Raw genomic sequence first — 20,070 nt, 5'->3', positions numbered from 1 at the left:
GTTTCAGGGCGCAGCCAAGTCATGCAGGGCTTGCAGCCTGGATATTCTGCGTCGGATGCTATTGAAAATGGAGCTTTATGCGCTTTTCTGGAAAGGAATAGAGCCGAATTCTCATCTGACAATTCGGCTCTTGACCTCGCGCTTGCCATGGCGCGTGCCGGTATACATCCGCTGACTAAATCAGCTGCTCGCCGGGCAGCAACTCCTTGGCGCCAATGGTGGGCAGCTGACGCAGCTGCTCGTACAGCGGCGCAAAGTCGGCATCGGCCAGGTTCAGCAGGTGGGGCATGTCATCAATCACGAAATAGGTCTGCTGATAGGTGTCGATCTTGTAGAGCGTGCGCATGGTGCGCTCCAGTTGCAGCGGCAGACGATGCGGCTGCGGGCTGTTGACGCTGTACTCCAGCTCGCCCACGGAGCTGAGAATGCCTGCGCCATAGGCACGCACGCCGCCGCTCTCACGGATCAGACCGAATTCCACCGTGTACCAGTACAGGCGCGACAGCATCTCGCAGGCGCCGAGCTCGGCGGCCTTGAGGCCGCCCTGTCCGTAGGCCTGGATGAAATCGGCCATGACGGGGTTGAACAGCAGCGGCACATGGCCGAAGAGGTCGTGAAAGATGTCGGGCTCGACGATGTATTCAAACTCCTCGGGCTTGCGTATCCAGTCCGTGACCGGGAATTTGCGCTGGGCCAGCAGCGAGAAGAACGGTACCTCGGGAATCAGACCTGGAACGCCGACGATTTCCCAGCCCGTGGCCTTGAATAGTCGCTCGTTGATTTCCTCGAAGCGTGGAATGCGCTCCTTGGCGCCCAGCGACGGCAGGGCGTCGATGAAATGCTGGCTGGCGCGGCCCGGCAGCAGCGCGGATTGGCGCTCGTAGAGGCGGTGGTAGGTGTCATGCTCGGCCTCGGTATAGGCGGCATAGTCCTGCGTGCAGGTGTAGTCGGCATGGGCACGCGTGTAGTCGCCGCGTGGCGGGCGGTCGGACTGGCCATAGACGACGGGGGCCGCGCCGATGCCGCCGGCCATGGTGGTGGTGTTCTGGATGCTGTTCATAAGGCACTCCCTGAGATGAGGGGTCGCGAAGGCTGCGACCAGAGCTCGTGGCCGGGGCGCAGCAGGGAAAAGGAGAAGCGAGCCGAAAGCTGGCTCAGTGCATCTGTATCTGGGCGCGCTTGACGAGCTGTCCATAGCGCGCATGCTCGGCCTGCACCAGGCGGGCAAAGTCCTGCAGACGCAGGTCGTCGCGCACCACGCCCATGGCGTCGAAGTACTGCTGTATATCGGGCCTTTGCAGCGTCTGGGCAAAAGCCTCCGACCAGCGCTTGGCCTGGCTGTCCGTGATGCCGGCAGTGGCGAAGATGCCGAACCAGGTGGTCAGATTCATGCCCTTGATGCTGTCGTCCAGGCTGGGCACTTCCGGCAGAGCCGGCAGCGGCGAGCGCCAGGTCACGCCAATGGCCTTGAGCCTGCCGGCCCGCAGATGAGGCAGAGCCGAGGCGATGTTGTCGAACATCAGATCGGCCGTGCCCTCGAGCAAGGCCGACAGAGCCGGTCTGGCCCCGCCAAACGGCAGGTGCTGGAGCGGAACCTGGGTCAGCGACTGGAACCACTGGCCCGCGATATGGCCGATGCTGCCGTTGCCCGCCGAGGCATAGCGCAGGGGCTGCCGGTGCTTGGACATGAAGCGCAGCAAATCCTCGGGCGTGTAGATGCGCCACTGCATGGCCAGTTCGCTGCGCATGACCAGCACATGAGGCATGCGGGCCACGAGTGTCAGCGGCTGAAAGTCGCGCAGCGGATCGTAGGGCAACTGGGGGTTGAGCCAGGGAAGGATGGCATGTGTGGCCACGGCACCCATCAGCAGCATGGGCTCGCGCGCTCCTGCTCTGGCCACCATGGCAGCACCTGTGGCGCCACCGTCGCCTGCGACATTGAGCACATTGATATTGCCCAGGGCCGTGGTTTCCTGCGTCAGCTTGCGCGCTGCCCGATCCAGCGGCCCGCCCGCCGCATAGGGAACGACCAGCGAGAGTTCGTTGCGGCTGCGGCTGGAATTCGACGGCAGGGCGCTCGCATCCCTGGCAGCATGCGCGCTGTCCGCGATCAGGGAGGTCGCCGAAGCCACCGCCAGGGTCATGGCCTGGCGGCGGGAAAGGCGCCAGGTGTCGGCAGGCGCGTCCAGCCTCGGTGCTCTGCAGTCCTCGGGGGCTGTAGCGGGGGGCTGATGGGGGCGCGACACTGGATCCTTCCGGGCGTTGAAGCTGGCTGCGCCGACTCACGTCAGGCGTGGATGCGGCAGTGCAGCATGGCGGGAAGTATAGGGACGGAAATCGGTCGCCACATGGTCCGTTTGATGGAGTGGTAACCATTGGTATCTTTTTGATGTATTGCGTAGCGACGGAGTCCACGCCGGCCATGCTGCAAGCGAGCAGACGAGGCGGGTGCAGGCCGAGGTGGCGCATGGCAGACTCCGTTGATCTGGCTCAGGTCTTGAGCACGCCGCGGCGCATCTGGTCGAGTTCCATGGTCTCGAACAAGGCCTTGAAATTGCCCTCGCCAAAGCCGCTATTGCCCTTGCGCTGGATGAACTCGAAGAAGATGGGGCCCAGCTGGTTTTCGCTGAAGATCTGCAGCAGCAGCTCGCCCGGCTGGCCGTCCACCAGGATGTTGCGCGCCAGCAGCTCGGGAATGGGTTCCTGCAGGTCCGGGATGCGCTTGGGCAGCAGCTCGTAATAGGTCTCGCTGGTGTTCAGCAGCTTGATGCCGTTCATCTGCAGACCGTCCACGGTGTCGTAGAGATTGGTCGAGCCCAGCGCGATGTGCTGTATGCCTTCGCCGTGGTACATGTCCAGATATTCCTGAATCTGGCCGGCCTTGTCGTTGCCTTCCTCGTTGATGGGAATGCGGATCTTGCCGCAGGGGCTGGTCATGGCCTTGCTCTTGACGCCTGTGGCCTGACCTTCGATGTCGAAGTAGCGGATCTCGCGGAAGTTGAAGATGCGCTCGTAGAACTCGGCCAGCTCGGCCATGCGGCCGCGGTAGACGTTGTTGGTCAGATGGTCGATATAGGTCAGGCCCAGACCCTCGGGGTGCAGATCGGCACCGGGCAGAGGCTCGAAGTCCACGTCGAAGAAGCTGATATTGCCCAGGTCACCGTCCTTGGCACCATTCTTGCCGCGCCATTTGTCGATGAAATAGATTAGCGAGTCGCCAATGCCCTTGATGGCGGGAATGCTCAGTTCGCCGGGGGCGGCCTGCTGGGCATAGCCCCAGGCACCCAGCGAGGTGGCGCGCTCATAGGCGTACTTGGCGTCGTTGACGCGGATGGCGATGGCGCAGACGCTGGGGCCGTGCAGACGCGCGAAGCGCTGGGCAAAGCTGTCGGGCTCGGCATTGATGATGAAGTTGATCTCGCCCTGGCGATACAGGGTCACGTTCTTGCGGCGGTGCTTGGCGATGGCCTGAAAGCCCATGCGCTCGAACAGCTGACCCATGGCCACGGGATCGGGGGCCGCGTATTCGACGAACTCGAAGCCGTCCGTGCCCATGGGGTTGTCCCAGGTCTGGAACTGGCTGGCGTTGCTTTGAGTCAGTGGGGCGTTCATGGCAGAGGTCTCCATCGGGTAGGGGCGCAACACATGAAGAACAGGTGTCGACGATGGATGCACTGTAGGACAGGGCGTGGACAAGCTTCATGCAAAAATGCCTTGGCTGCAAACAGATCAATGCATGAAAATTGCATAAAAAATTGATTTCATGCAATTTAAATGGTTATCAAGGGTTAACCATTAATAAAAACTGCGCTTTTTTTATAATCTGCCGCCATGAGTTCCATGCACACCATCGACAAACTGGATAAGGCAATTTTGCGCCGATTGCAGGCCAATGGCCGAGAAACTTATGACGTCATCGGGGAGCAGGTCGGCCTGTCGCCCAGCGCCGTGCTGCGCCGTGTCAAGCGGCTGGAGGAAAACGGTGTCATCGACCGCTATGTGGCCTTGGTGCAGCCCGAGACCGTGGGCCTGGGGCTGACCGCCTATATCAATGTGCGTCTGGAAAAATACACCGAAACCAGCAAGCGCAATCCCATGGATGTGTTCCGCGCCAGCGTGCAGACCTGGCCCGAGGTGGTGGAGTGCGTCTCCCTCACTGGCGAGATGGACTATCTGCTGCGGGTGGTGGTGGCGGACATGCAGCATTACAGTCGTTTCATCATGGACACGCTGCTCAAACACCCCAGTGTTCAGGATTGCAAAACCAGCTTTGTCATGGACCGGGTCAAGGTCACGACGGCCGTGCCGCTCTAAGCCTTCGTAGAGGTCCTTCATATGGACCATGACCTAGCCGGAAACAGAAGCTAAGGTGTTGAATTAGCGGAAAATCCTTACAGGATTGTTGCAATGCAATATGCGGCTTGTGAAACATCGGGTTTTTACCTATATTTCAGGCTATGAACCTCCCCAAAGACTGGTTGACATCGCCCTGGCAGGCCGGCTCAGGCTGGCTGCGAGACATGGGCAAGTCCCATGGCGCCGAGCGTCGCTCGCCGTCCTTGGTCCCCATCCGTTCGCTGAGCCCGCGCCATCGCGACCGCATCATCAAGCATCTGCTCAAGCTGGATGCGCGTGATCGCTATCTGCGCTTTGGCTATGCGGCCAACGACGAGCAGGTGCGCCGCTATGTCGAGCAGCTCGATTTCGAGCGCGACGATATCTTCGGCATCTTCAACCGCCGCCTGGAATTGATCTCCATGGCGCATCTGGCCTTTGCCGGCCACCCCGAGCATGAGAAATGCGCGGAATTCGGGGTCTCCGTGCTCAAGAGTGCACGCGGCAAGGGGCTGGGGGCACGTCTGTTTGCACGTGCAGTGCTGCATGCGCGCAGCAAGAACGTGAGCATGATGTTCATCCATGCGCTGTCCGAGAACACGGCCATGCTCAAGATTGCGCGCAACGCGGGTGCCACGGTCAAGCGAGAAGGTTCGGAGTCCGAAGCCTATCTGGAGTTGCCGCCTGCCGACTTCGAGACCCATGTCAGCGAGCTGGTGACGGAGCACCTGGGCGAGATGGACTACCAGCTCAAGAAGCAGGCCGTCAATTTCTGGGCTTTCCTGGCCGGCGTGCAGGAAGTGCGCAAGGGCGTGCAGGAAGGCCGCCATAAATCAGGCGAGTAAATCGTCTTGTGAAGCCGGCAAGGCTGCAGCCCAATAAAGACAAGCGCAAGCAGATATCAAAATAGCTTTGACTGAGTGCGCTCGGTGACAGCCGTTCATGGCTTTTGTGAGCTAGCAAGCCGTCTGTCAACACAATCCGTTATTCTTGGGGACTTGTTCGACTACCGCACGTCCTGCACTCCAAGACAGTGTCTGACCCCCATCCTGCGCGACTTCCCGAGAAGGAAGACAAGCGAAGCTTCCTGCAAAAGGTGGCTGAGTTCATCCATCCGGCACCGGAGTCTCCCGATGAACTGATCGAAACCCTGGCCGAAGCCGAAGACAACCAGGTCATCGGCACCGAGTCGCGTGTCATGCTGGAGCGCGTGATTCGCATGGCCGACATGAGCGCCGGAGAAGTCATGGTGGCCGCGCCACGCATGGATCTCATCAATATCGATGCTCCGTATGAAGAAATTCTGCACCAGGTTCTGACCACGGCGCATTCGCGCTTTCCGGTCTACCAGGGCGAGCGCGAGAACATCATTGGCATTCTCATGGCCAAGGATTTGCTCAAGCTGCAGCGCTCTCCCACCCTGAATATTCGTGCTCTGGTGCGCCCGGCCGTCTTTGTGCCCGAGAGCAAGGGCCTGAACGACCTGCTGCGTGAGTTCCGCGCCAATCGCAATCATCTGGCCGTTGTCATCGACGAGTTCGGCCGTGTGGCCGGCCTGGTGACGATTGAAGATGTGCTGGAAGAAATCGTCGGCGAGATCGAGGACGAGTTTGACATCCCCGAGGACGAGGGCGATATCTTTGCTCTGGCCGACAACAGCTACCGCGTGGCGGGCGATGCCAGCATCGAGCATGTGAGCGAGGAGTTCGAGACTTCGCTGCATGCCAGCGACCCCGATGCCGAGTTCGATACCATTGGTGGATTGATTGCCCATGAAATCGGCCATGTGCCCAAGCGTGGCGAGCAGATTCATCTGGGCGGGCTGGAGTTCACCGTGCTCCACACCAAGGGCGGCGCGGTGCGCTGGTTCAAGGTGGTGCGCGATCCTTCGCCAGACAGCTTGGTTCGCAACTGATCGCGACCTGCGCAAATCCGGGTCAGGCCTGGTGTGATGCCGGTGGAAATACTGCTTGTGCCTCTTGGTTTGCACAAATCTTGGCGATACCTCGTATGCTTGAATTCACCCAACCGCCCGGTTGGGTGTTTTGTTAGTGCCTGCTGATTCCTATGACCACCACTGCCTCTACCGTTCAGACCGCTGCTGCCAGGCCCAAAGGCTGGATGAGCTGGCTTTTGATGCTGATTGCAGGCGGGCTGCAGGCCTTCTCTCTGGCCTGGCCCTGGGCTCGCGGCCAGGGCGACGGCTGGCTGAGCTTGGCCGGAGGCTATGGCCGTCCGCTGTGGTGGCTGCAGATTCTGTCGCTGGCGGTGCTGGTTCATGCGCTGCTGGCTGCCCGTACCGCCGCTCAGGCGGCAGGCCGGGCCTGGCTGTTCGGCACGGCCTGGCTGGCGGCCACCTTCTGGTGGCTCTTCATCTCCATGCACACCTATGGCGGATTGGCGGCGCCATTGGCGGTGGCAGCCGTGTTGGCGCTGGCGGGCTTTCTGGGGGGCTATTACGCCGTGGCTGCATGGTGCTTCAAGCGTTTGGCAAAGGCGCCGGATGCATTGTCAGCGATGGTCTTTGCTGCACTCTGGACGCTGGCCGAGCTGGCGCGTGGCTGGCTCTGGACCGGTTTTCCCTGGGGCGCAGGCGGCTATGCCCATGTGGAAGGCCCGCTGGCCGTGCTGCCGCGCTGGATTGGCGTCTACGGCACGGGGTTTGTGGCGGCCTGGGCTGCAGCCTGGCTGGCGCTGCTGGTCTGGCGCATGCAGACCAGGTCGGCGTTGCTGAAATTCAGGCCGGCCCTGGCATCTGCGGTGGCCCTGGGCCTGGTCTGGGGCGGGCTGTGGTGGTCGCGTGATGCCGCCATTGAAGCATCTGGTCAGCAGCCCGGCATGAGCGTGGAGCTGCTGCAGGGCAATATTCCGCAGGATGAAAAGTTTGAAATGGGTTCGGGCGTGGTGGTGGCTCTGCGCTGGTATGCCCAGCAACTGCATGACGCCAGGGCCCAGTTGGTCGTGGCCCCCGAGACAGCCATTCCACTGCTGCCTCAGCAGCTTCCCGAAGGCTATCTGGACTTTGTGCGCGCACCTTTTGTCGCCAAGGAATCCAGCCGCGCGGCTCTGGTGGGCCTTCCGCTGGGGAATTGGGACAAGGGCTTCACCAATACGGTCGAAGGCTGGCTGCCGGGGCAGACCCAGGCCTATCAGTACGACAAGCACCATCTGGTGCCGTTTGGTGAGTTCATTCCGCCCATGTTCCGCTGGTTCACCGAACTCATGAATATTCCGCTGGGCGACTTCAATCGCGGCGCACTGGGCCAGCCTTCCATGAGTTGGGCGGGTGAGCGCCTGTCGCCCAATATCTGCTACGAAGACCTGTTCGGCGAAGAGCTTGCGGCCCATTTCGGCAATGCGGCGACGGCTCCCACGGTGCTGGTCAATCTGAGTAATATCGGCTGGTTTGGCGACTCCGTGGCCATCGATCAGCATCTGTCCATCAGCCGCATGCGCGCGCTGGAGTTCGAGCGCCCCATGTTGCGCGCAACGAACACCGGAGCCACGGTGGTGATCGATCACAAAGGGCAAGTGGTGAAAGCACTGGCGCCTTTCGAGCGTGCGGTGCTGCAGGGCCGGGTTCAGGGGCGCGACGGGCTGACGCCTTATGCGCGCTGGGTGCATGCTCTGGGTCTGTTACCTCTGACTCTGTTGTGCCTCGTGTTCTGCGCGCTGGCCTGGATCTCCTTGAGAAAGACCGAGGAAGGCGTAGTGTCCCGCACGGAATAAGCCACCTCGGCATCAGCGGCTGTGGCATTTGTGGCAGAGTCTTGGGCCTGAAAACGGGTATTGTGTCCCGGGTAGGGGCGCGAGCCTTGATAATCCCTGGTTGTACCGCCCGCAGTGGGCGCGCGCAGCGGGCGCGGGTCCCGTCACCCAAAATACAGAGTAACAGGTAGCTTGCACAGGCTGCCGCGGAGCAATTGAGAGAATGGCTGAATCTTTTTCCTACGAACAACTGATCGCGTCCGGCGAAGGCAAGCTGTTTGGTGCCGATAGCGGACGTCTGCCCCTGCCTCCCATGCTGATGTTCGATCGCATCACACATATCTCCGAGGACGGCGGTGCCCACGGTCTGGGCAAGATTGTTGCGGAACTGGACGTCAAGCCCGACCTGTGGTTCTTTGATTGCCACTTCCAGGGCGATCCCGTCATGCCCGGTTGCCTGGGCCTGGACGCCATGTGGCAACTGATCGGCTTTTACCTGACCTGGCTGCGTTTGCCGGGTCGCGGTCGTGCCCTGGGTGCAGGCGAAGTCAAGTTTACAGGTGAAGTAGGTCCCGATGTCAAACTCGTGACATATGAAATTGATATCAAGCGAGTAATCAAGCGCAAGCTGAACATGGCCATCGGCGACGCACGCCTGCTGGCCGACGGCAAGGAAATTTACGTGGCCAATGACCTGCGCGTGGGTCTGTTCCTGCGTGAAGGTGATGCCAAGGGAACGGCAGCATGAGCAAGAAGCGGGTAGTGATCACCGGCGCGGGCATTGTCTCGTGCATCGGCAATGACCTGGCAACCGTGGAGGCCTCGCTGCGCGAGGGCAAGAGCGGCATCAAGGCCATGCCCCAGTTCACGGAACTGGGCATGCGCTCGCAGGTGGCAGGCATTCCCGAGATCGATATCGAAGCGCGCATCGACCGCAAGCAGTTGCGCTTCATGGGCGATGCTGCGGCTTATTCGCAGATCGCCCTCGAAGACGCGATCAAGCAAGCGGGCCTCACGCCCGAGCAGGTGAGCAGCCCGCGCACCGGTCTGATCATGGGCTCGGGCGGCGGATCGCCCGCCAACCAGATCGAGGCAGCCGATACGCTGCGTGAAAAAGGCATCCGCCGCGTCGGCCCTTACCAGGTCACACGCTGCATGAGCTCCACGGTGTCGGCCTGCCTGGCAACCAACTTCAAGGTCAAGGGCATCAACTACTCCATCACCTCGGCCTGCTCCACCTCGGCCCACTGCATCGGTGCTGCGGCCCAGCAGATCGCCTGGGGCATGCAGGATGTGATGTTTGCCGGCGGCGGCGAAGAGCTGTCCTGGGGCATGTCGCTGCTGTTCGACGGCATGGGAGCCATGTCCAGCAAGTACAACGAGACGCCAGAGAAGGCTTCGCGTGCCTACGATGCCAACCGTGACGGCTTCGTGATCGCTGGCGGCGGCGGTGCCGTGGTGCTGGAAAGCCTGGACCATGCGCTGGCACGCGGTGCCAACATCCTGGCCGAAGTGGTGGGCTTTGGCGCAACCAGCGACGGTGAGGATATGGTCGCTCCTTCGGGCGACGGCGCCATCGCCTGCATGAAGCAGGCCATGGAAACCGTGGATGCGCCCATCGACTACATCAACACCCACGGCACATCGACCCCTGTGGGCGATATGCAGGAAGTGCGTGCCATGCGCGAGCTGTTCGGTGACCAGGTGCCTCCGTTCTCGTCCACCAAGTCGCTGACCGGCCACTCGCTGGGCGCGACCGGTGTGCAGGAGGCTATTTACTGCCTGATCATGCTGAACAAGGGCTTCATCGCAGGGTCCGTGAACGTGGAGACGCCCGATCCGCTGCTGGGCGATATGCCTCTGGTCACCCAGACCCGCGATGCCGAACTCAAGACTGTGCTGTCCAACAGCTTTGGCTTTGGCGGCACCAATGCCTCCCTGGTGCTCAAGCGCTGGGAAGGGCAGTAAGCGCCGGAGTCTTGGATCGCGAGCCCGCTTGGCCTTGAGGTAAGCGGGCTTTTTTCTGTCGTCGACTACTGTCTCCCCCATGAAGATCGCAATTCTTGACCGTGATGGCACCCTGAACCAATGGGGAGCTCAAGGTTTCATTGGCCGGCCCGATGAGTGGGTTGCAGTCCCCAGTGCGCTGGAGGCGGTTTCGCGCCTGAACCGTGCTGGCTGGCATGTGGTGGTCGCCACCAATCAACCTGGGCTGGGTCGCGGGCTGTTCGATGTGATCGAGCTCAACGCCGTGCACGCCAAGATGCACCGGGAGATGGCAGCCGTCGGCGCGCGGGTGGAGGCCGTGTTTTTTTGTCCGCACGCTCCCGATGAAGACTGCCAGTGCCGTAAACCCGGCGTAGCGCTGTTCGAGCAGATTGCCGATCGCTACGGCGCGGAAGGCCATGAAATCTGGGCCATTGGCAGCGGCGTCGAGCATTTGCAGGCGGGCAAGGCTCTGGGCGCCCATCTGGTATTCGTGGAGTCCACCGCCAGGCCCGAGTGCAGCAGCGATGCCGACCTGCCTGAAGGTAGCGAGCGCTATCCGGATCTGGAGGCCGTGGTGAATATGCTGTTGCCGTTGGGAGGCGATGAGGATGCTCAACCCCTGGATTCGGCGCCTGCCCCGCATTGAGCTCGGGTTTCAGGTCAAAATAGACTCAACTGCTTGAAAGAGCAGCGCAAGCTGCTATGTTTCTTGTTGATAACCGTGCCAAATCAATGGGCCAGACTTCAGGTCTGTGCTCACGTCATTCGATTGCTGTCATGTCCCTGATTCGCTCCGTCCTCCACATGTTGTGGATGGCTATTACCGTCATTCCCTACACTTTCGCGGTGCTGCTGGCCAAGTGGACCAGCGGCTCATCGGCCAAGGCATACAGCGCTGCCCGCGCCTGGCTCAAGCTCTCGGTGGACAGCGCCCGCGTGATCATGGGGGTCCGGTATCAGGTGCAGGGCATGGAGAACCTGCCTGCGGACCCGAATCAGGGCGTGGTGCTGCTGGTCAAGCACCAGTCCACTTACGAGACCTTTCTCATGCCTGCCATCATGCCGCGCCCGCTGGCCTATGTGTTCAAGAAGGAGCTGCTGAAGGTGCCATTCTTCGGTTGGTCCATCGGTGCACTGGACATGATCCACATCGACCGAGCCCAGCGCTCGCGCGCCTTTCACAAGGTGGTGGAGCAGGGCAAACGCCTGCTCGATCAAGGCATCTGGGTCATCATGTTTCCCGAAGGCACACGTGTCAATCGTGGCGAAGTGGGAGAGTACAAGACCGGTGCTACCCGTCTGGCCATCATGACGGGCGCACCCGTGGTGCCGATTGCCGTTACCTCGGCCAAGTGCTGGCCGCGCAAGGCCTTCATCAAAAAGCCTGGCGTGGTGGATGTGTCCATCGGCAAGCCCATTTCTTCGGTGGGCCGCAAGCATGACGAGTTGATGGTCGAGGTCGAGGCATGGATCGAGTCCGAAATGCAGCGCCTGGACCCAGAGGCCTACCGAAAATAAGGCAAAACTGCCCATGTCCACAGGCGATAGCTTGCAGCAAGCTTGGCAATGGCTGGTGCCGCCTGTGGTGGGGGATGGGCGGGGCGGGTTGATGCCGCGCAAGCGCCGGCGCAGCGGCCCTGAAACCATTGAACAGCGTTTGGATCAATCCGAGCTGGAATTTGAGAATAGTCAGCTTGTAGCGCCCGTCAATATCTCTGTGGGTGCTATTGATCCTGAAGAGAATGAGCTGCCTGCAGAGCCCACACTTCTGGTGCATCCGGAAGCCAGCCACAGCGCCCGCTTGCAAGGGCGCGAGGTGGCTTATCTGCTACGCCGTTCGGCGCGCCGCAGCATAGGCTTCAGCGTAGGGCTGCAAGGGCTTGAAGTCACCGCTCCGCAATGGGTGGCCATGCGCGAGATCGAATCAGCGCTGCAGACCAAGGCCGGCTGGATTGTGCGCAAGCTGCAGGAAGCCGGACAGCGACAGCAGATCAAGCGGGAAGCGCGCATTCTCTGGCAGGATGGAGGCGTGCTGGACTATCTGGGCCAGCCCATGAGTTTGTGGCTGACCGGGGATACGTCACAACTGCTGCGTACCCGCCAGACGCATAGAGAGCAGGGGGGCGATGGCTCGCAAAGCCTGCATCTGTCCTTGCCGACAGGGGCACCGCCTGCCCAGGTGCGCGCAGCCGTTCAGGCCTGGATACTGCGGGAGGCGCGCAGCTATTTCACGGCTCGCATGCTGCACTATGCCGCACTCATGGGTGTGCGCTGGAATGCGCTGCGCCTGACAAGTGCCAGCACGCGCTGGGGCAGTGCCAACAGCAGCGGGATCATTCGTCTGAACTGGCGGTTGATGCAGCACAGCCCGCAAATCATCGACTATGTGGTGGTGCATGAGCTCGCCCATCTGCATCATATGGATCACAGCCCGCAGTTCTGGGCCGTGGTGGCTCAGGTGCTGCCCGACTGGAAGCACTTGCGCAGAGCATTGAGAGACAGGCCCTTGCCCGTTTGGGAATAGCGGCAATGATCGAGACGAGGAATGAAATGAGCAATACAACCCAAATCCAACCCGCTGCCGGCTATGCCGGCGATGTGCCGGCGGAGCTGGCCTGGCAATGGCTGCAGGCTGGTGAAGCGGTTCTGGTCGATGTGCGCACCGATGCCGAGCGCGAATGGGTGGGCAAGGTGCCAGGCGCTGTTGCCGTGGCCTGGAAGCAGTGGCCCGGCATGGCAGCCAACCAGAACTTTGACGCCGAACTGCGAGCAGCGGTACCTGAGGGCAAGAAAGTGGTGTTGCTATGCCGCAGCGGTGTGCGCTCTGTTGCGGCTGCCCAGCGTGCTGCGGGCCTGGGAATCGAGGCTTACAACATTCTTGAAGGTTTCGAAGGCGACGTTGACGCCAACGGCCAACGAGGCCAGTTGGGTGGCTGGCGCAAGCGCGGCCTGCCCTGGCATCAGTAATGCGCAGGGCCTGGCCTGCAGCTTCTAGACCGAGCGATAGCCGCTGGGGTTCTGGCTTTGCCAGCGCCATGTGTCGGCGCACATGGTGTCCAGATCATGCTCGGCTTGCCAGCCAAGGGTTTTCAGGGCGTGATCAGGGTCTGCGTAGCAACTGGCCACATCCCCGGGGCGGCGGTCTGTAATCGTATAGGGAAGGGTCTTGCCGCATGCTTTTTCGAAGGCATGCAGCACTTCGAGCACGCTGTAGCCATTGCCTGTGCCCAGGTTGATGGTCAGCAACTCGGGCTTGGCCAGGCCGGCCAGCTTCTCGAGTGCCTTGACATGACCTCGGGCCAGGTCGACAACATGGATGTAGTCACGCACACCGGTGCCGTCCACGGTGTCGTAGTCGCCGCCAAAGATCTGCAGCTTTTCACGACGGCCCACGGCGACCTGCGCCACAAAAGGCAGCAGGTTGTTGGGAATGTCCGAAGGGTCTTCACCAATCAGGCCACTGGCATGGGCACCAATGGGATTGAAGTAGCGCAGCACGGCCAGCGACCATTGGGAGTCGGAGTGGTAGAGGTCCGACAGAATCTCTTCCACCATCAGTTTGCTGCGGCCGTAGGGATTGGTGACCGAAGTAGGGTGTACCTCATTGAGAGGCAAATATTGTGGCGAGCCATAGACTGTTGCCGAAGAACTGAACACCAGATTGCGCACATTGTGCTTTTTCATGGCGCGCAGCAGCACCAGGGTGCCGTTGACGTTGTTGTCGTAGTAGTCCACAGGCTGGGCAACGGACTCGCCCACTGCTTTTTTGCCGGCAAAGTGCACGACACTGTCAATGCCATGCTCCTGCAAGGCCTGCTCAAGCGCAGCTTGATCGCGGACATCGCCATTGATCACGGCAATAGTGCGTCCAGTGATTTGCTCCACGCGGCGGATTGCTTCAGGATGGCTGTTGCTGAAGTTGTCGAAAATCACGACTTCATGACCGTGGCTGATCAGTTCGATGGCTGTATGGCTGCCGATATAGCCGGCACCGCCTGTGAGCAGAGTTTTCATAAGCTGCAGTCTAACTTCGAGTCAAATGAGAAAAGCGCTCATGCGAGCGCTTTTTGCGGCTGTATTTACAGAGCCTGATTCAGAGCGCCGGAATGCGCAGTTTCTGGCCAGGATAGATCCTGTCCGGGTTGCTGAGCATGGGCTTGTTGGCTTCAAAAATCACGTTGTACTTGTTGGCATCACCATAGTACTTCTTGGAGATGGCCGACAGGGTGTCACCGCGTACCACATCGTGGTACTGGGCTTCTGGCTCGGGGTTGGTGACCGCCATCAGGTTGTCCACGGACTGGACATTGGCCACATTACCGCAGCACAGCGTCACTTTTTCCTTGACAGCCTGAGTGGGAGCCGTGCCATTGACTGTTACCTTGCCTTGAGAAGCATCGAATTGAACCTGCAGATCGGATACGCCCAGATTCTGGGTGTTGATATAGCTGGCGATCGCCTGAGCCGCCTTGGCATTCAAGTCTTCGGCCGGTGCGGCTGCATGTGCGTCGCTGCCGCCAAACAGTTTTTCTCCGGCTTCCTTGATGAAACTGAACAGACCCATGGTTTCGACTCCTCAAAAGTAGTGGAAGAAAGCGTTTCACTTTAACGGTAAATCGAAATGATTTCTTGCAGGATATGGACTGAGCGCTTTCTTTGACAATTTCCTGCGCACTTGTAATGAATGTGACAAGCGGCTGTCTGTCACAGAGAAAAGTGCTGATAATCCGCCGCATGACATTTTTGGCCATAGACATTGGCAACACCCGTTTGAAGTGGGCCATGTATGAAGATCAACGCCCTGGTGCTGCCTTGCTGGCCCATGGAGCGGAGTTCCTGGAGCATATAGAGCGCCTGGCAGAAGGTGCCTGGGCCGGGCTGCCAGCTCCCGAGCGCATGCTGGGCTGCGTGGTTGCCGGTGAGACGGCAAGGCGCAGGGTGCACGAGCAGATCGAGCTCATGCTGGGATGGAATCTCGAGCCTCAGTGGGTAGTCCCCTCCATCGCAGAAGCAGGGGTGACCAATGGCTATGACCATCCTTCCAGGCTGGGTGCGGACCGATGGGTGGCCATGATTGGTGCACGTCACCACATGTTGCAATTGGGCGAGGCCCGGCCCTTGATCACGGTTATGGTGGGCACGGCAGTGACGGTCGATGCCATGGATGCGCAAGGCCGATTTCTGGGCGGCCTGATCATTCCCGGGCATGGCATCATGCTCAGGGCCCTGGAAGGCGGTACTGCGGGCCTGCACGTGCCGACCGGTGAAGTCAGATGCTTTCCCAAGAACACCAGCGATGCGCTGACCAGCGGCGGCACCTATGCCATCGCAGGTGCGGTGGAGCGCATGTATCAGCATCTGGCAGAACACTGCGGTGCAGAGCCGATGTGCATCATGGCGGGCGGTGCCGGCTGGAAAATGTCTCCCAGCATGACCAGGCCTTTTGAGCTGATCAACAACCTGATTTTTGATGGCCTGCTGGTGATGGCTGAAAAGCGCTGGGGCTGAGTGTGCTGGCTTGATGGCCGTGGGTTGGGCTTTTCTATCGCTATCACTGAAATTTAGAGGCAGCTCTCTATGATTTTCGTAACCGGCGGTGCAGGCTTTATCGGCGCCAACTTTGTTCTCGATTGGCTGGCACATGTGAATGAGCCCGTGGTCAATATCGACAAACTGACCTATGCGGGCAATCTGGGGAATCTGGCCAGCTTGAAGGGCGATGCCCGTCATGTGTTTGTGCAGGCCGATATCGGCGACAGTGCACAGCTGGCGCAATTGCTGGCGCAGCACCAGCCTCGCGCCGTGGTGAACTTTGCGGCCGAGTCGCATGTGGACCGCTCCATTCATGGCCCCGAGGATTTCATCCAGACCAATGTGGTGGGCACTTTCCGCCTGCTGGAGGCGGTGCGTGCCTATTGGAATGGCCTGGAAGGCGAGGCCAAGTCCGGTTTTCGCTTTTTGCATGTCTCCACCGACGAGGTCTATGGGACGCTTGCGCCGACCGATCCTGCATTTACCGAAGAGCACAATTACGAGCCCAACAGCCCGTACTCGGCCAGCAAGGCGGCTTCTGACCACCTGGTACGGGCCTGGCATCACACCTACGGCCTGCCGGTGCTGACGACCAACTGCAGCAACAACTACGGCCCGCTGCATTTCCCCGAAAAGCTGATCCCGCTGGTCATTGTCAATGCGCTGGCCGGCAAGCCGCTGCCCATCTACGGCGACGGCATGCAGGTGCGTGACTGGCTGTATGTGCGCGACCATTGCAGCGCCATCCGCCGTGTGCTGGAGGCCGGCCAACTGGGCGAGACCTATAACGTGGGCGGCTGGAACGAGAAGGCTAATATCGATATCGTCAAGACCGTGTGCAGCTTGCTCGACGAGCTGCGCCCGCGCGCCGATGGCAAGGCCTATGCCGAGCAGATCACCTATGTGACCGACCGTCCCGGCCATGATCGCCGCTATGCGATCGATGCGCGCAAGCTCGAGCGCGAGCTGGGCTGGAAGCCGGCCGAGACCTTCGAGACCGGCATTCGCAAGACCGTGCAGTGGTATCTGGCCAACCCCGAGTGGGTGGCCAACGTGCAGTCGGGCGCCTACCGTGACTGGGTGCAAAAGCAGTACACCGGCGAGGCTTCGGCATGAAGCTGCTGCTGCTGGGCAAGAACGGTCAGGTCGGCTGGGAGTTGCAGCGCAGTCTCGCCCCTTTGGGAGAGGTGATTGCGCTGGATCGCCAGAGCGTGAATGTGGATGGGAATGGCCTGTGCGGTGATATCGGCGATCTGCAGACACTGGCGCAGACCATTCGCAGCGTGCGCCCGGATGTGATCGTCAATGCCGCAGCGCATACGGCAGTGGACAAGGCCGAGAGCGAGCCGGATCTGGCCTTGCGCCTGAATGCCGAAGCCCCCGAAGTCATGGCGCTGGAGGCCAAAAGCCTGGGCGCCCTGCTGGTGCACTACAGCACCGACTATGTCTTCGACGGCTTTGGCAGTGCGGCACGCAAGGAGGGTGATGCAACCGGGCCGCTATCGGTCTACGGTCGCACCAAGCTGGAGGGCGAGCAGCGGATTGCGGCCACGCATTGCCGTCATCTGATTTTTCGCACCAGCTGGGTCTATGCAGCGCGTGGCGGCAACTTTGCCAAGACCATGTTGCGCCTGGCGCAGGAGCGCGAAGCGCTCAGCGTGATCAACGATCAATGGGGTGCGCCCACCGGCGCCGATCTGATCGCCGATGTCACGGCCCATGCCGTGCGCCATATGAGCGCTCATGAAGGCGATGGCGGTCTCTACCATCTGGTTGCGGCAGGAGAAACCAACTGGCATGCCTATGCCAGCCATGTGATCGAGCGCGCCCAAAGCCTGCGACCGGATCTGGACTGGAAGGTGCAAAGCATTGCTGCCGTGCCGACCACGGCCTTCCCGACTCCGGCCGCGCGGCCCTTGAACTCGCGCCTGGATACGCAAAAGCTGCAAGCGGCCATGCAACTGCATCTGCCCGCATGGCAGCAAGGTGTGGAGCGCATGCTGCGCGAAATTCTGTAATTTTCAAATAACTCGCTTCCAACGCTTATCGGTAAAGCGTTGGAAGCCATCCATTGATTCATCATGACGACACAGCGCAAAGGCATCATTCTGGCTGGCGGCTCCGGCACCCGCCTGCACCCCGCCACCCTGGCCATCAGCAAACAGCTGCTGCCCATCTACGACAAGCCCATGATCTACTACCCGTTGAGCACGCTGATGCTGGCGGGCATCCGGGACATTCTGATCATCAGCACCCCGCAGGACACGCCCCGCTTCCAGCAACTGCTGGGCGACGGCAGCCAGTGGGGCCTGAACCTTCAGTATGAGGTGCAGCCCAGTCCGGATGGCCTGGCCCAGGCTTTTTTGATTGCCGAGTCTTTTCTGGGAGGGAACTCTTGCGCGCTGGTGCTTGGAGACAATATTTTCCACGGCCATGATCTGCAGACCTTGGTCAAAGTTGCCAATCAGACCCAGGGTGGAGCGACGGTGTTTGCCTATCATGTGCAGGAGCCCAGCCGCTACGGGGTGGTGGAGTTTGACCAGCAAGGGCAGGTGCTCTCGATAGAGGAAAAGCCGGTCGAGCCAAAATCCAATTACGCAGTGACGGGGCTGTATTTCTACGATTCGCAAGTGGTCGAGATTGCAAAGACCCTCAAGCCCTCTGGCAGAGGCGAGTTGGAAATCACAGACATCAATCGTATTTATCTGGAAAGAGGTCAGCTCAATGTGAAGCTGATGGGGCGAGGCTATGCCTGGCTCGACACTGGCACCCATGACAGTCTGCTGGAGGCAGGTCAATTCATTGCCACCCTCGAGCAGCGTCAGGGGTTGAAGGTGGCGTGCCCGGAAGAAATCGCATTTCGTGCCGGCTGGATTGACGCCGCTCAGCTCGCCGAACTGGCAAGGCCGTTGCTCAAGAACGGCTACGGACGGTATCTGATGCAATGTCTGGAGGCTGGAGTGCGATGAAGGTCGTTCCGACTGCGATCCCTGAGATCAAGCTGTTCAAACCCACGATTCATCGGGATGGGCGAGGGCTTTTCGTGGAAAGCTTTCGCCAGGACCTCTTCAACCAGGCCACGGGCACGAACTACGAGTTCATTCAGGACAACCACAGCCGCAGCAGCAAGGGCGTGCTGCGTGGACTGCACTACCAGCTGCCGCCCCATGCCCAGGGCAAGCTGGTGCGTGTGATCTCCGGTGCGGTGTTTGATGTGGCCGTGGATATCCGCCGCAGCTCGCCCACTTTTGGGCAATGGGTGGGTGCGGAGCTGAGTGCCGAGAATCACCGACAGCTCTGGATTCCGCCGGGCTTTGCCCATGGCTTTGTGGTGCTCAGCGATACGGCGGACCTTGTATACAAGGCCGCAGCCTATTATGCGCCCGAGTCGGATCGGGGGCTGCTCTGGAATGACCCCGACATAGCTATTGCCTGGCCCCAGCTCGATATCGAGTTTTCCTTGTCCGAAAAGGACCGGAATCAGCCTGCATTCAAGCAGGCCGAACTGTTCGATTAAGTCTGGTCTGATTCGGCCATCTGCAGAAACGGCTGAATCAGCTGCGCATCGCGCCGTTCGCGCAGGCAGTACAGGTATTCGGGAAGACTGGGAACCTCGCCTTGCAGGTCGAGAACGACGAGTTCAGGGTGGGCCGATGCTTCGTGCCGCGCAAAAATGCTGATGCCCATCTGACGGATCACGGCTTCGCGTATGGACTCGCGGCTGGCAATTTCCAGGATCCGCTGCGGGCTGACCTGGGCGGCTTCCAGCATCTGCTCGGTCAGCTGCCGGGTCATGGAGCCGCGCTCGCGCAGGATCAGCGTGTTCTTTGCCAGATCCTCGATGGCTACGGACTTCTGCCCGGCCAGCGCATGCTGCCGGTGCACGACCAGGGCCAGCGGGTCGCGCCCCAGCTCCAGGCGCAGCAGGCGCGGATCGGTGTCCAGATGCGAAGAGGTTGCCAGATCCACCTGGTACTCGGCCAGCGCCTGAATCATCTGGCGCGAATTGCCGTTGACGATGCTCACCTCCACCAGCGCATATTGCTGCTGATAGCGCTTGACGATGTCCAGAACATAGTAGGGGGCGGTTGCACCTATGCGCAGCTGGCCCTGGTTGACATGGCCCGACTGGCGCAGCGCCGATTCGATCTGGGCCGACTGCAGCAGCAGCTTCTCTATTTCCGGCAGCAGCTTCAGGCCCGCATCGGTGATGGCCAGCCTTCCGCTCTGGCGCGTGAACAGTTCGACCTCATATTGCTCCTCCAAGGCCTTGATCTGCGCCGTGACCGTGGGCTGGCTCAGCCCCAGTTGGCGCGCTGCCTGGGTGATGCTGCCGAGGCGGGCAACCCAGAAAAAGGATTTGAGCTGTGTGGCAAACATGACAAGGTCTTCAAGAAAGCGGTGCCCGGATTTCAACATGAACGCAGCAGCCGGTAATGCGGATGAGCAGCTTTGATTTCAATAGCTTCTTGCGCATATAAGCAATGTCTTTTAGGTGGTTTTATA

Annotated in this window: 21 protein-coding genes; 15 read left to right on the top strand and 6 right to left on the bottom strand. The window is 60.5% G+C overall.

Annotated elements, in window-relative coordinates; translation table 11 throughout:
- Window positions 1-175 precede the first annotated feature (175 nt).
- From phhA to hppD, 3 genes are all read right to left on the bottom strand, one after another.
- On the bottom strand, window positions 176-1,060 hold the full coding sequence (gene phhA, locus JAO85_RS06300; RefSeq protein ID WP_012839931.1) for a phenylalanine 4-monooxygenase: 885 nt from the start codon (window positions 1,058-1,060) through the stop codon (window positions 176-178).
- A gap of 94 nt (window positions 1,061-1,154) precedes the next feature.
- On the bottom strand, window positions 1,155-2,189 hold the full coding sequence (locus JAO85_RS06295) for a tripartite tricarboxylate transporter substrate binding protein (protein ID WP_202787839.1): 1,035 nt from the start codon (window positions 2,187-2,189) through the stop codon (window positions 1,155-1,157).
- 301 nt (window positions 2,190-2,490) lie between these two features.
- Window positions 2,491-3,612: a 4-hydroxyphenylpyruvate dioxygenase gene (gene hppD, locus JAO85_RS06290; protein ID WP_012839929.1), complete on the bottom strand. Its 1,122-nt coding sequence runs from the start codon at window positions 3,610-3,612 to the stop codon at window positions 2,491-2,493.
- A 219-nt stretch (window positions 3,613-3,831) separates the two neighbouring features.
- Here hppD and JAO85_RS06285 point away from each other — a divergent pair, with 219 nt between their 5' ends.
- From JAO85_RS06285 to JAO85_RS06240, 10 genes are all read left to right on the top strand, one after another.
- A complete protein-coding gene (locus tag JAO85_RS06285; RefSeq protein WP_034354614.1) occupies window positions 3,832-4,314 on the top strand; it encodes an Lrp/AsnC family transcriptional regulator in 483 nt (160 codons plus the stop codon).
- 143 nt (window positions 4,315-4,457) lie between these two features.
- On the top strand, window positions 4,458-5,180 hold the full coding sequence (locus JAO85_RS06280) for a GNAT family N-acetyltransferase (protein WP_034354611.1): 723 nt from the start codon (window positions 4,458-4,460) through the stop codon (window positions 5,178-5,180).
- Window positions 5,181-5,368: 188 nt separating this feature from the next.
- On the top strand, window positions 5,369-6,250 hold the full coding sequence (locus JAO85_RS06275; RefSeq protein WP_003068015.1) for an HlyC/CorC family transporter: 882 nt from the start codon (window positions 5,369-5,371) through the stop codon (window positions 6,248-6,250).
- Between the two features lie 152 nt (window positions 6,251-6,402).
- A complete protein-coding gene (gene lnt / locus JAO85_RS06270) occupies window positions 6,403-8,064 on the top strand; it encodes an apolipoprotein N-acyltransferase (RefSeq protein ID WP_202787712.1) in 1,662 nt (553 codons plus the stop codon).
- Between the two features lie 202 nt (window positions 8,065-8,266).
- Window positions 8,267-8,791, top strand: a complete 525-nt coding sequence (fabA, locus tag JAO85_RS06265; protein ID WP_003068017.1) for a bifunctional 3-hydroxydecanoyl-ACP dehydratase/trans-2-decenoyl-ACP isomerase — start codon at window positions 8,267-8,269, stop codon at window positions 8,789-8,791.
- Window positions 8,788-10,011: a beta-ketoacyl-ACP synthase I gene (gene fabB, locus JAO85_RS06260; protein ID WP_003068018.1), complete on the top strand. Its 1,224-nt coding sequence runs from the start codon at window positions 8,788-8,790 to the stop codon at window positions 10,009-10,011. The genes fabA and fabB overlap by 4 nt, the downstream gene beginning before the upstream one ends.
- A 79-nt stretch (window positions 10,012-10,090) precedes the next feature.
- Window positions 10,091-10,678 carry an HAD-IIIA family hydrolase gene (locus JAO85_RS06255; RefSeq protein ID WP_003068019.1) on the top strand — a complete coding sequence of 196 codons (588 nt, stop codon included), beginning with the start codon at window positions 10,091-10,093 and terminating at the stop codon, window positions 10,676-10,678.
- Window positions 10,679-10,809: 131 nt separating this feature from the next.
- On the top strand, window positions 10,810-11,550 hold the full coding sequence (locus tag JAO85_RS06250) for a 1-acyl-sn-glycerol-3-phosphate acyltransferase (protein ID WP_003068020.1): 741 nt from the start codon (window positions 10,810-10,812) through the stop codon (window positions 11,548-11,550).
- Window positions 11,551-11,563: 13 nt separating this feature from the next.
- Window positions 11,564-12,556 (top strand): M48 family metallopeptidase, encoded by a 993-nt coding sequence (locus JAO85_RS06245; RefSeq protein WP_202787711.1) that lies wholly within the window; start codon window positions 11,564-11,566, stop codon window positions 12,554-12,556.
- Between the two features lie 26 nt (window positions 12,557-12,582).
- Window positions 12,583-12,999 (top strand): rhodanese-like domain-containing protein, encoded by a 417-nt coding sequence (locus tag JAO85_RS06240; RefSeq protein WP_003068022.1) that lies wholly within the window; start codon window positions 12,583-12,585, stop codon window positions 12,997-12,999.
- Window positions 13,000-13,023: 24 nt separating this feature from the next.
- Here the strand turns inward: JAO85_RS06240 and galE are convergent, their stop codons facing one another.
- On the bottom strand, window positions 13,024-14,046 hold the full coding sequence (gene galE / locus JAO85_RS06235; RefSeq protein WP_202787710.1) for a UDP-glucose 4-epimerase GalE: 1,023 nt from the start codon (window positions 14,044-14,046) through the stop codon (window positions 13,024-13,026).
- Between the two features lie 79 nt (window positions 14,047-14,125).
- Window positions 14,126-14,596, bottom strand: a complete 471-nt coding sequence (gene lysM / locus JAO85_RS06230; RefSeq protein ID WP_034354587.1) for a peptidoglycan-binding protein LysM — start codon at window positions 14,594-14,596, stop codon at window positions 14,126-14,128.
- A 170-nt stretch (window positions 14,597-14,766) separates the two neighbouring features.
- Here lysM and JAO85_RS06225 point away from each other — a divergent pair, with 170 nt between their 5' ends.
- The 5 genes from JAO85_RS06225 to rfbC all read left to right on the top strand — a co-directional run bounded on the left by JAO85_RS06225 (window position 14,767) and on the right by rfbC (window position 19,081).
- Window positions 14,767-15,540: a type III pantothenate kinase gene (locus tag JAO85_RS06225; RefSeq protein WP_202787709.1), complete on the top strand. Its 774-nt coding sequence runs from the start codon at window positions 14,767-14,769 to the stop codon at window positions 15,538-15,540.
- A 69-nt stretch (window positions 15,541-15,609) separates the two neighbouring features.
- The gene (gene rfbB / locus JAO85_RS06220) at window positions 15,610-16,680 is read left to right on the top strand and encodes a dTDP-glucose 4,6-dehydratase (protein WP_202787708.1); all 1,071 of its coding nucleotides are present in this window, start codon (window positions 15,610-15,612) and stop codon (window positions 16,678-16,680) included.
- A complete protein-coding gene (rfbD, locus tag JAO85_RS06215) occupies window positions 16,677-17,582 on the top strand; it encodes a dTDP-4-dehydrorhamnose reductase (RefSeq protein ID WP_202787707.1) in 906 nt (301 codons plus the stop codon). Before rfbB ends, rfbD begins: the two co-directional genes overlap by 4 nt.
- A gap of 63 nt (window positions 17,583-17,645) precedes the next feature.
- On the top strand, window positions 17,646-18,533 hold the full coding sequence (gene rfbA / locus JAO85_RS06210) for a glucose-1-phosphate thymidylyltransferase RfbA (RefSeq protein WP_057093628.1): 888 nt from the start codon (window positions 17,646-17,648) through the stop codon (window positions 18,531-18,533).
- Entirely contained in the window at window positions 18,530-19,081 is a 552-nt protein-coding gene (rfbC, locus tag JAO85_RS06205; RefSeq protein WP_202787706.1) for a dTDP-4-dehydrorhamnose 3,5-epimerase, read from the top strand. The genes rfbA and rfbC overlap by 4 nt, the downstream gene beginning before the upstream one ends.
- On the opposite strand, the gene JAO85_RS06200 is transcribed toward rfbC, so the two are convergent.
- On the bottom strand, window positions 19,078-19,944 hold the full coding sequence (locus JAO85_RS06200) for a LysR substrate-binding domain-containing protein (RefSeq protein ID WP_202787705.1): 867 nt from the start codon (window positions 19,942-19,944) through the stop codon (window positions 19,078-19,080). The genes rfbC and JAO85_RS06200 overlap by 4 nt on opposite strands.
- Window positions 19,945-20,070: the final 126 nt, after the last annotated feature.

The sequence above is a fragment of the Comamonas sp. NyZ500 genome, from assembly GCF_016772095.1.
GTDB classification, from domain to species: Bacteria; Pseudomonadota; Gammaproteobacteria; order Burkholderiales; family Burkholderiaceae_C; genus Comamonas; species Comamonas thiooxydans.
Note: the sequence above shows the minus strand (reverse complement) of the source record. Positions and strands in the feature narration are given on the sequence as shown.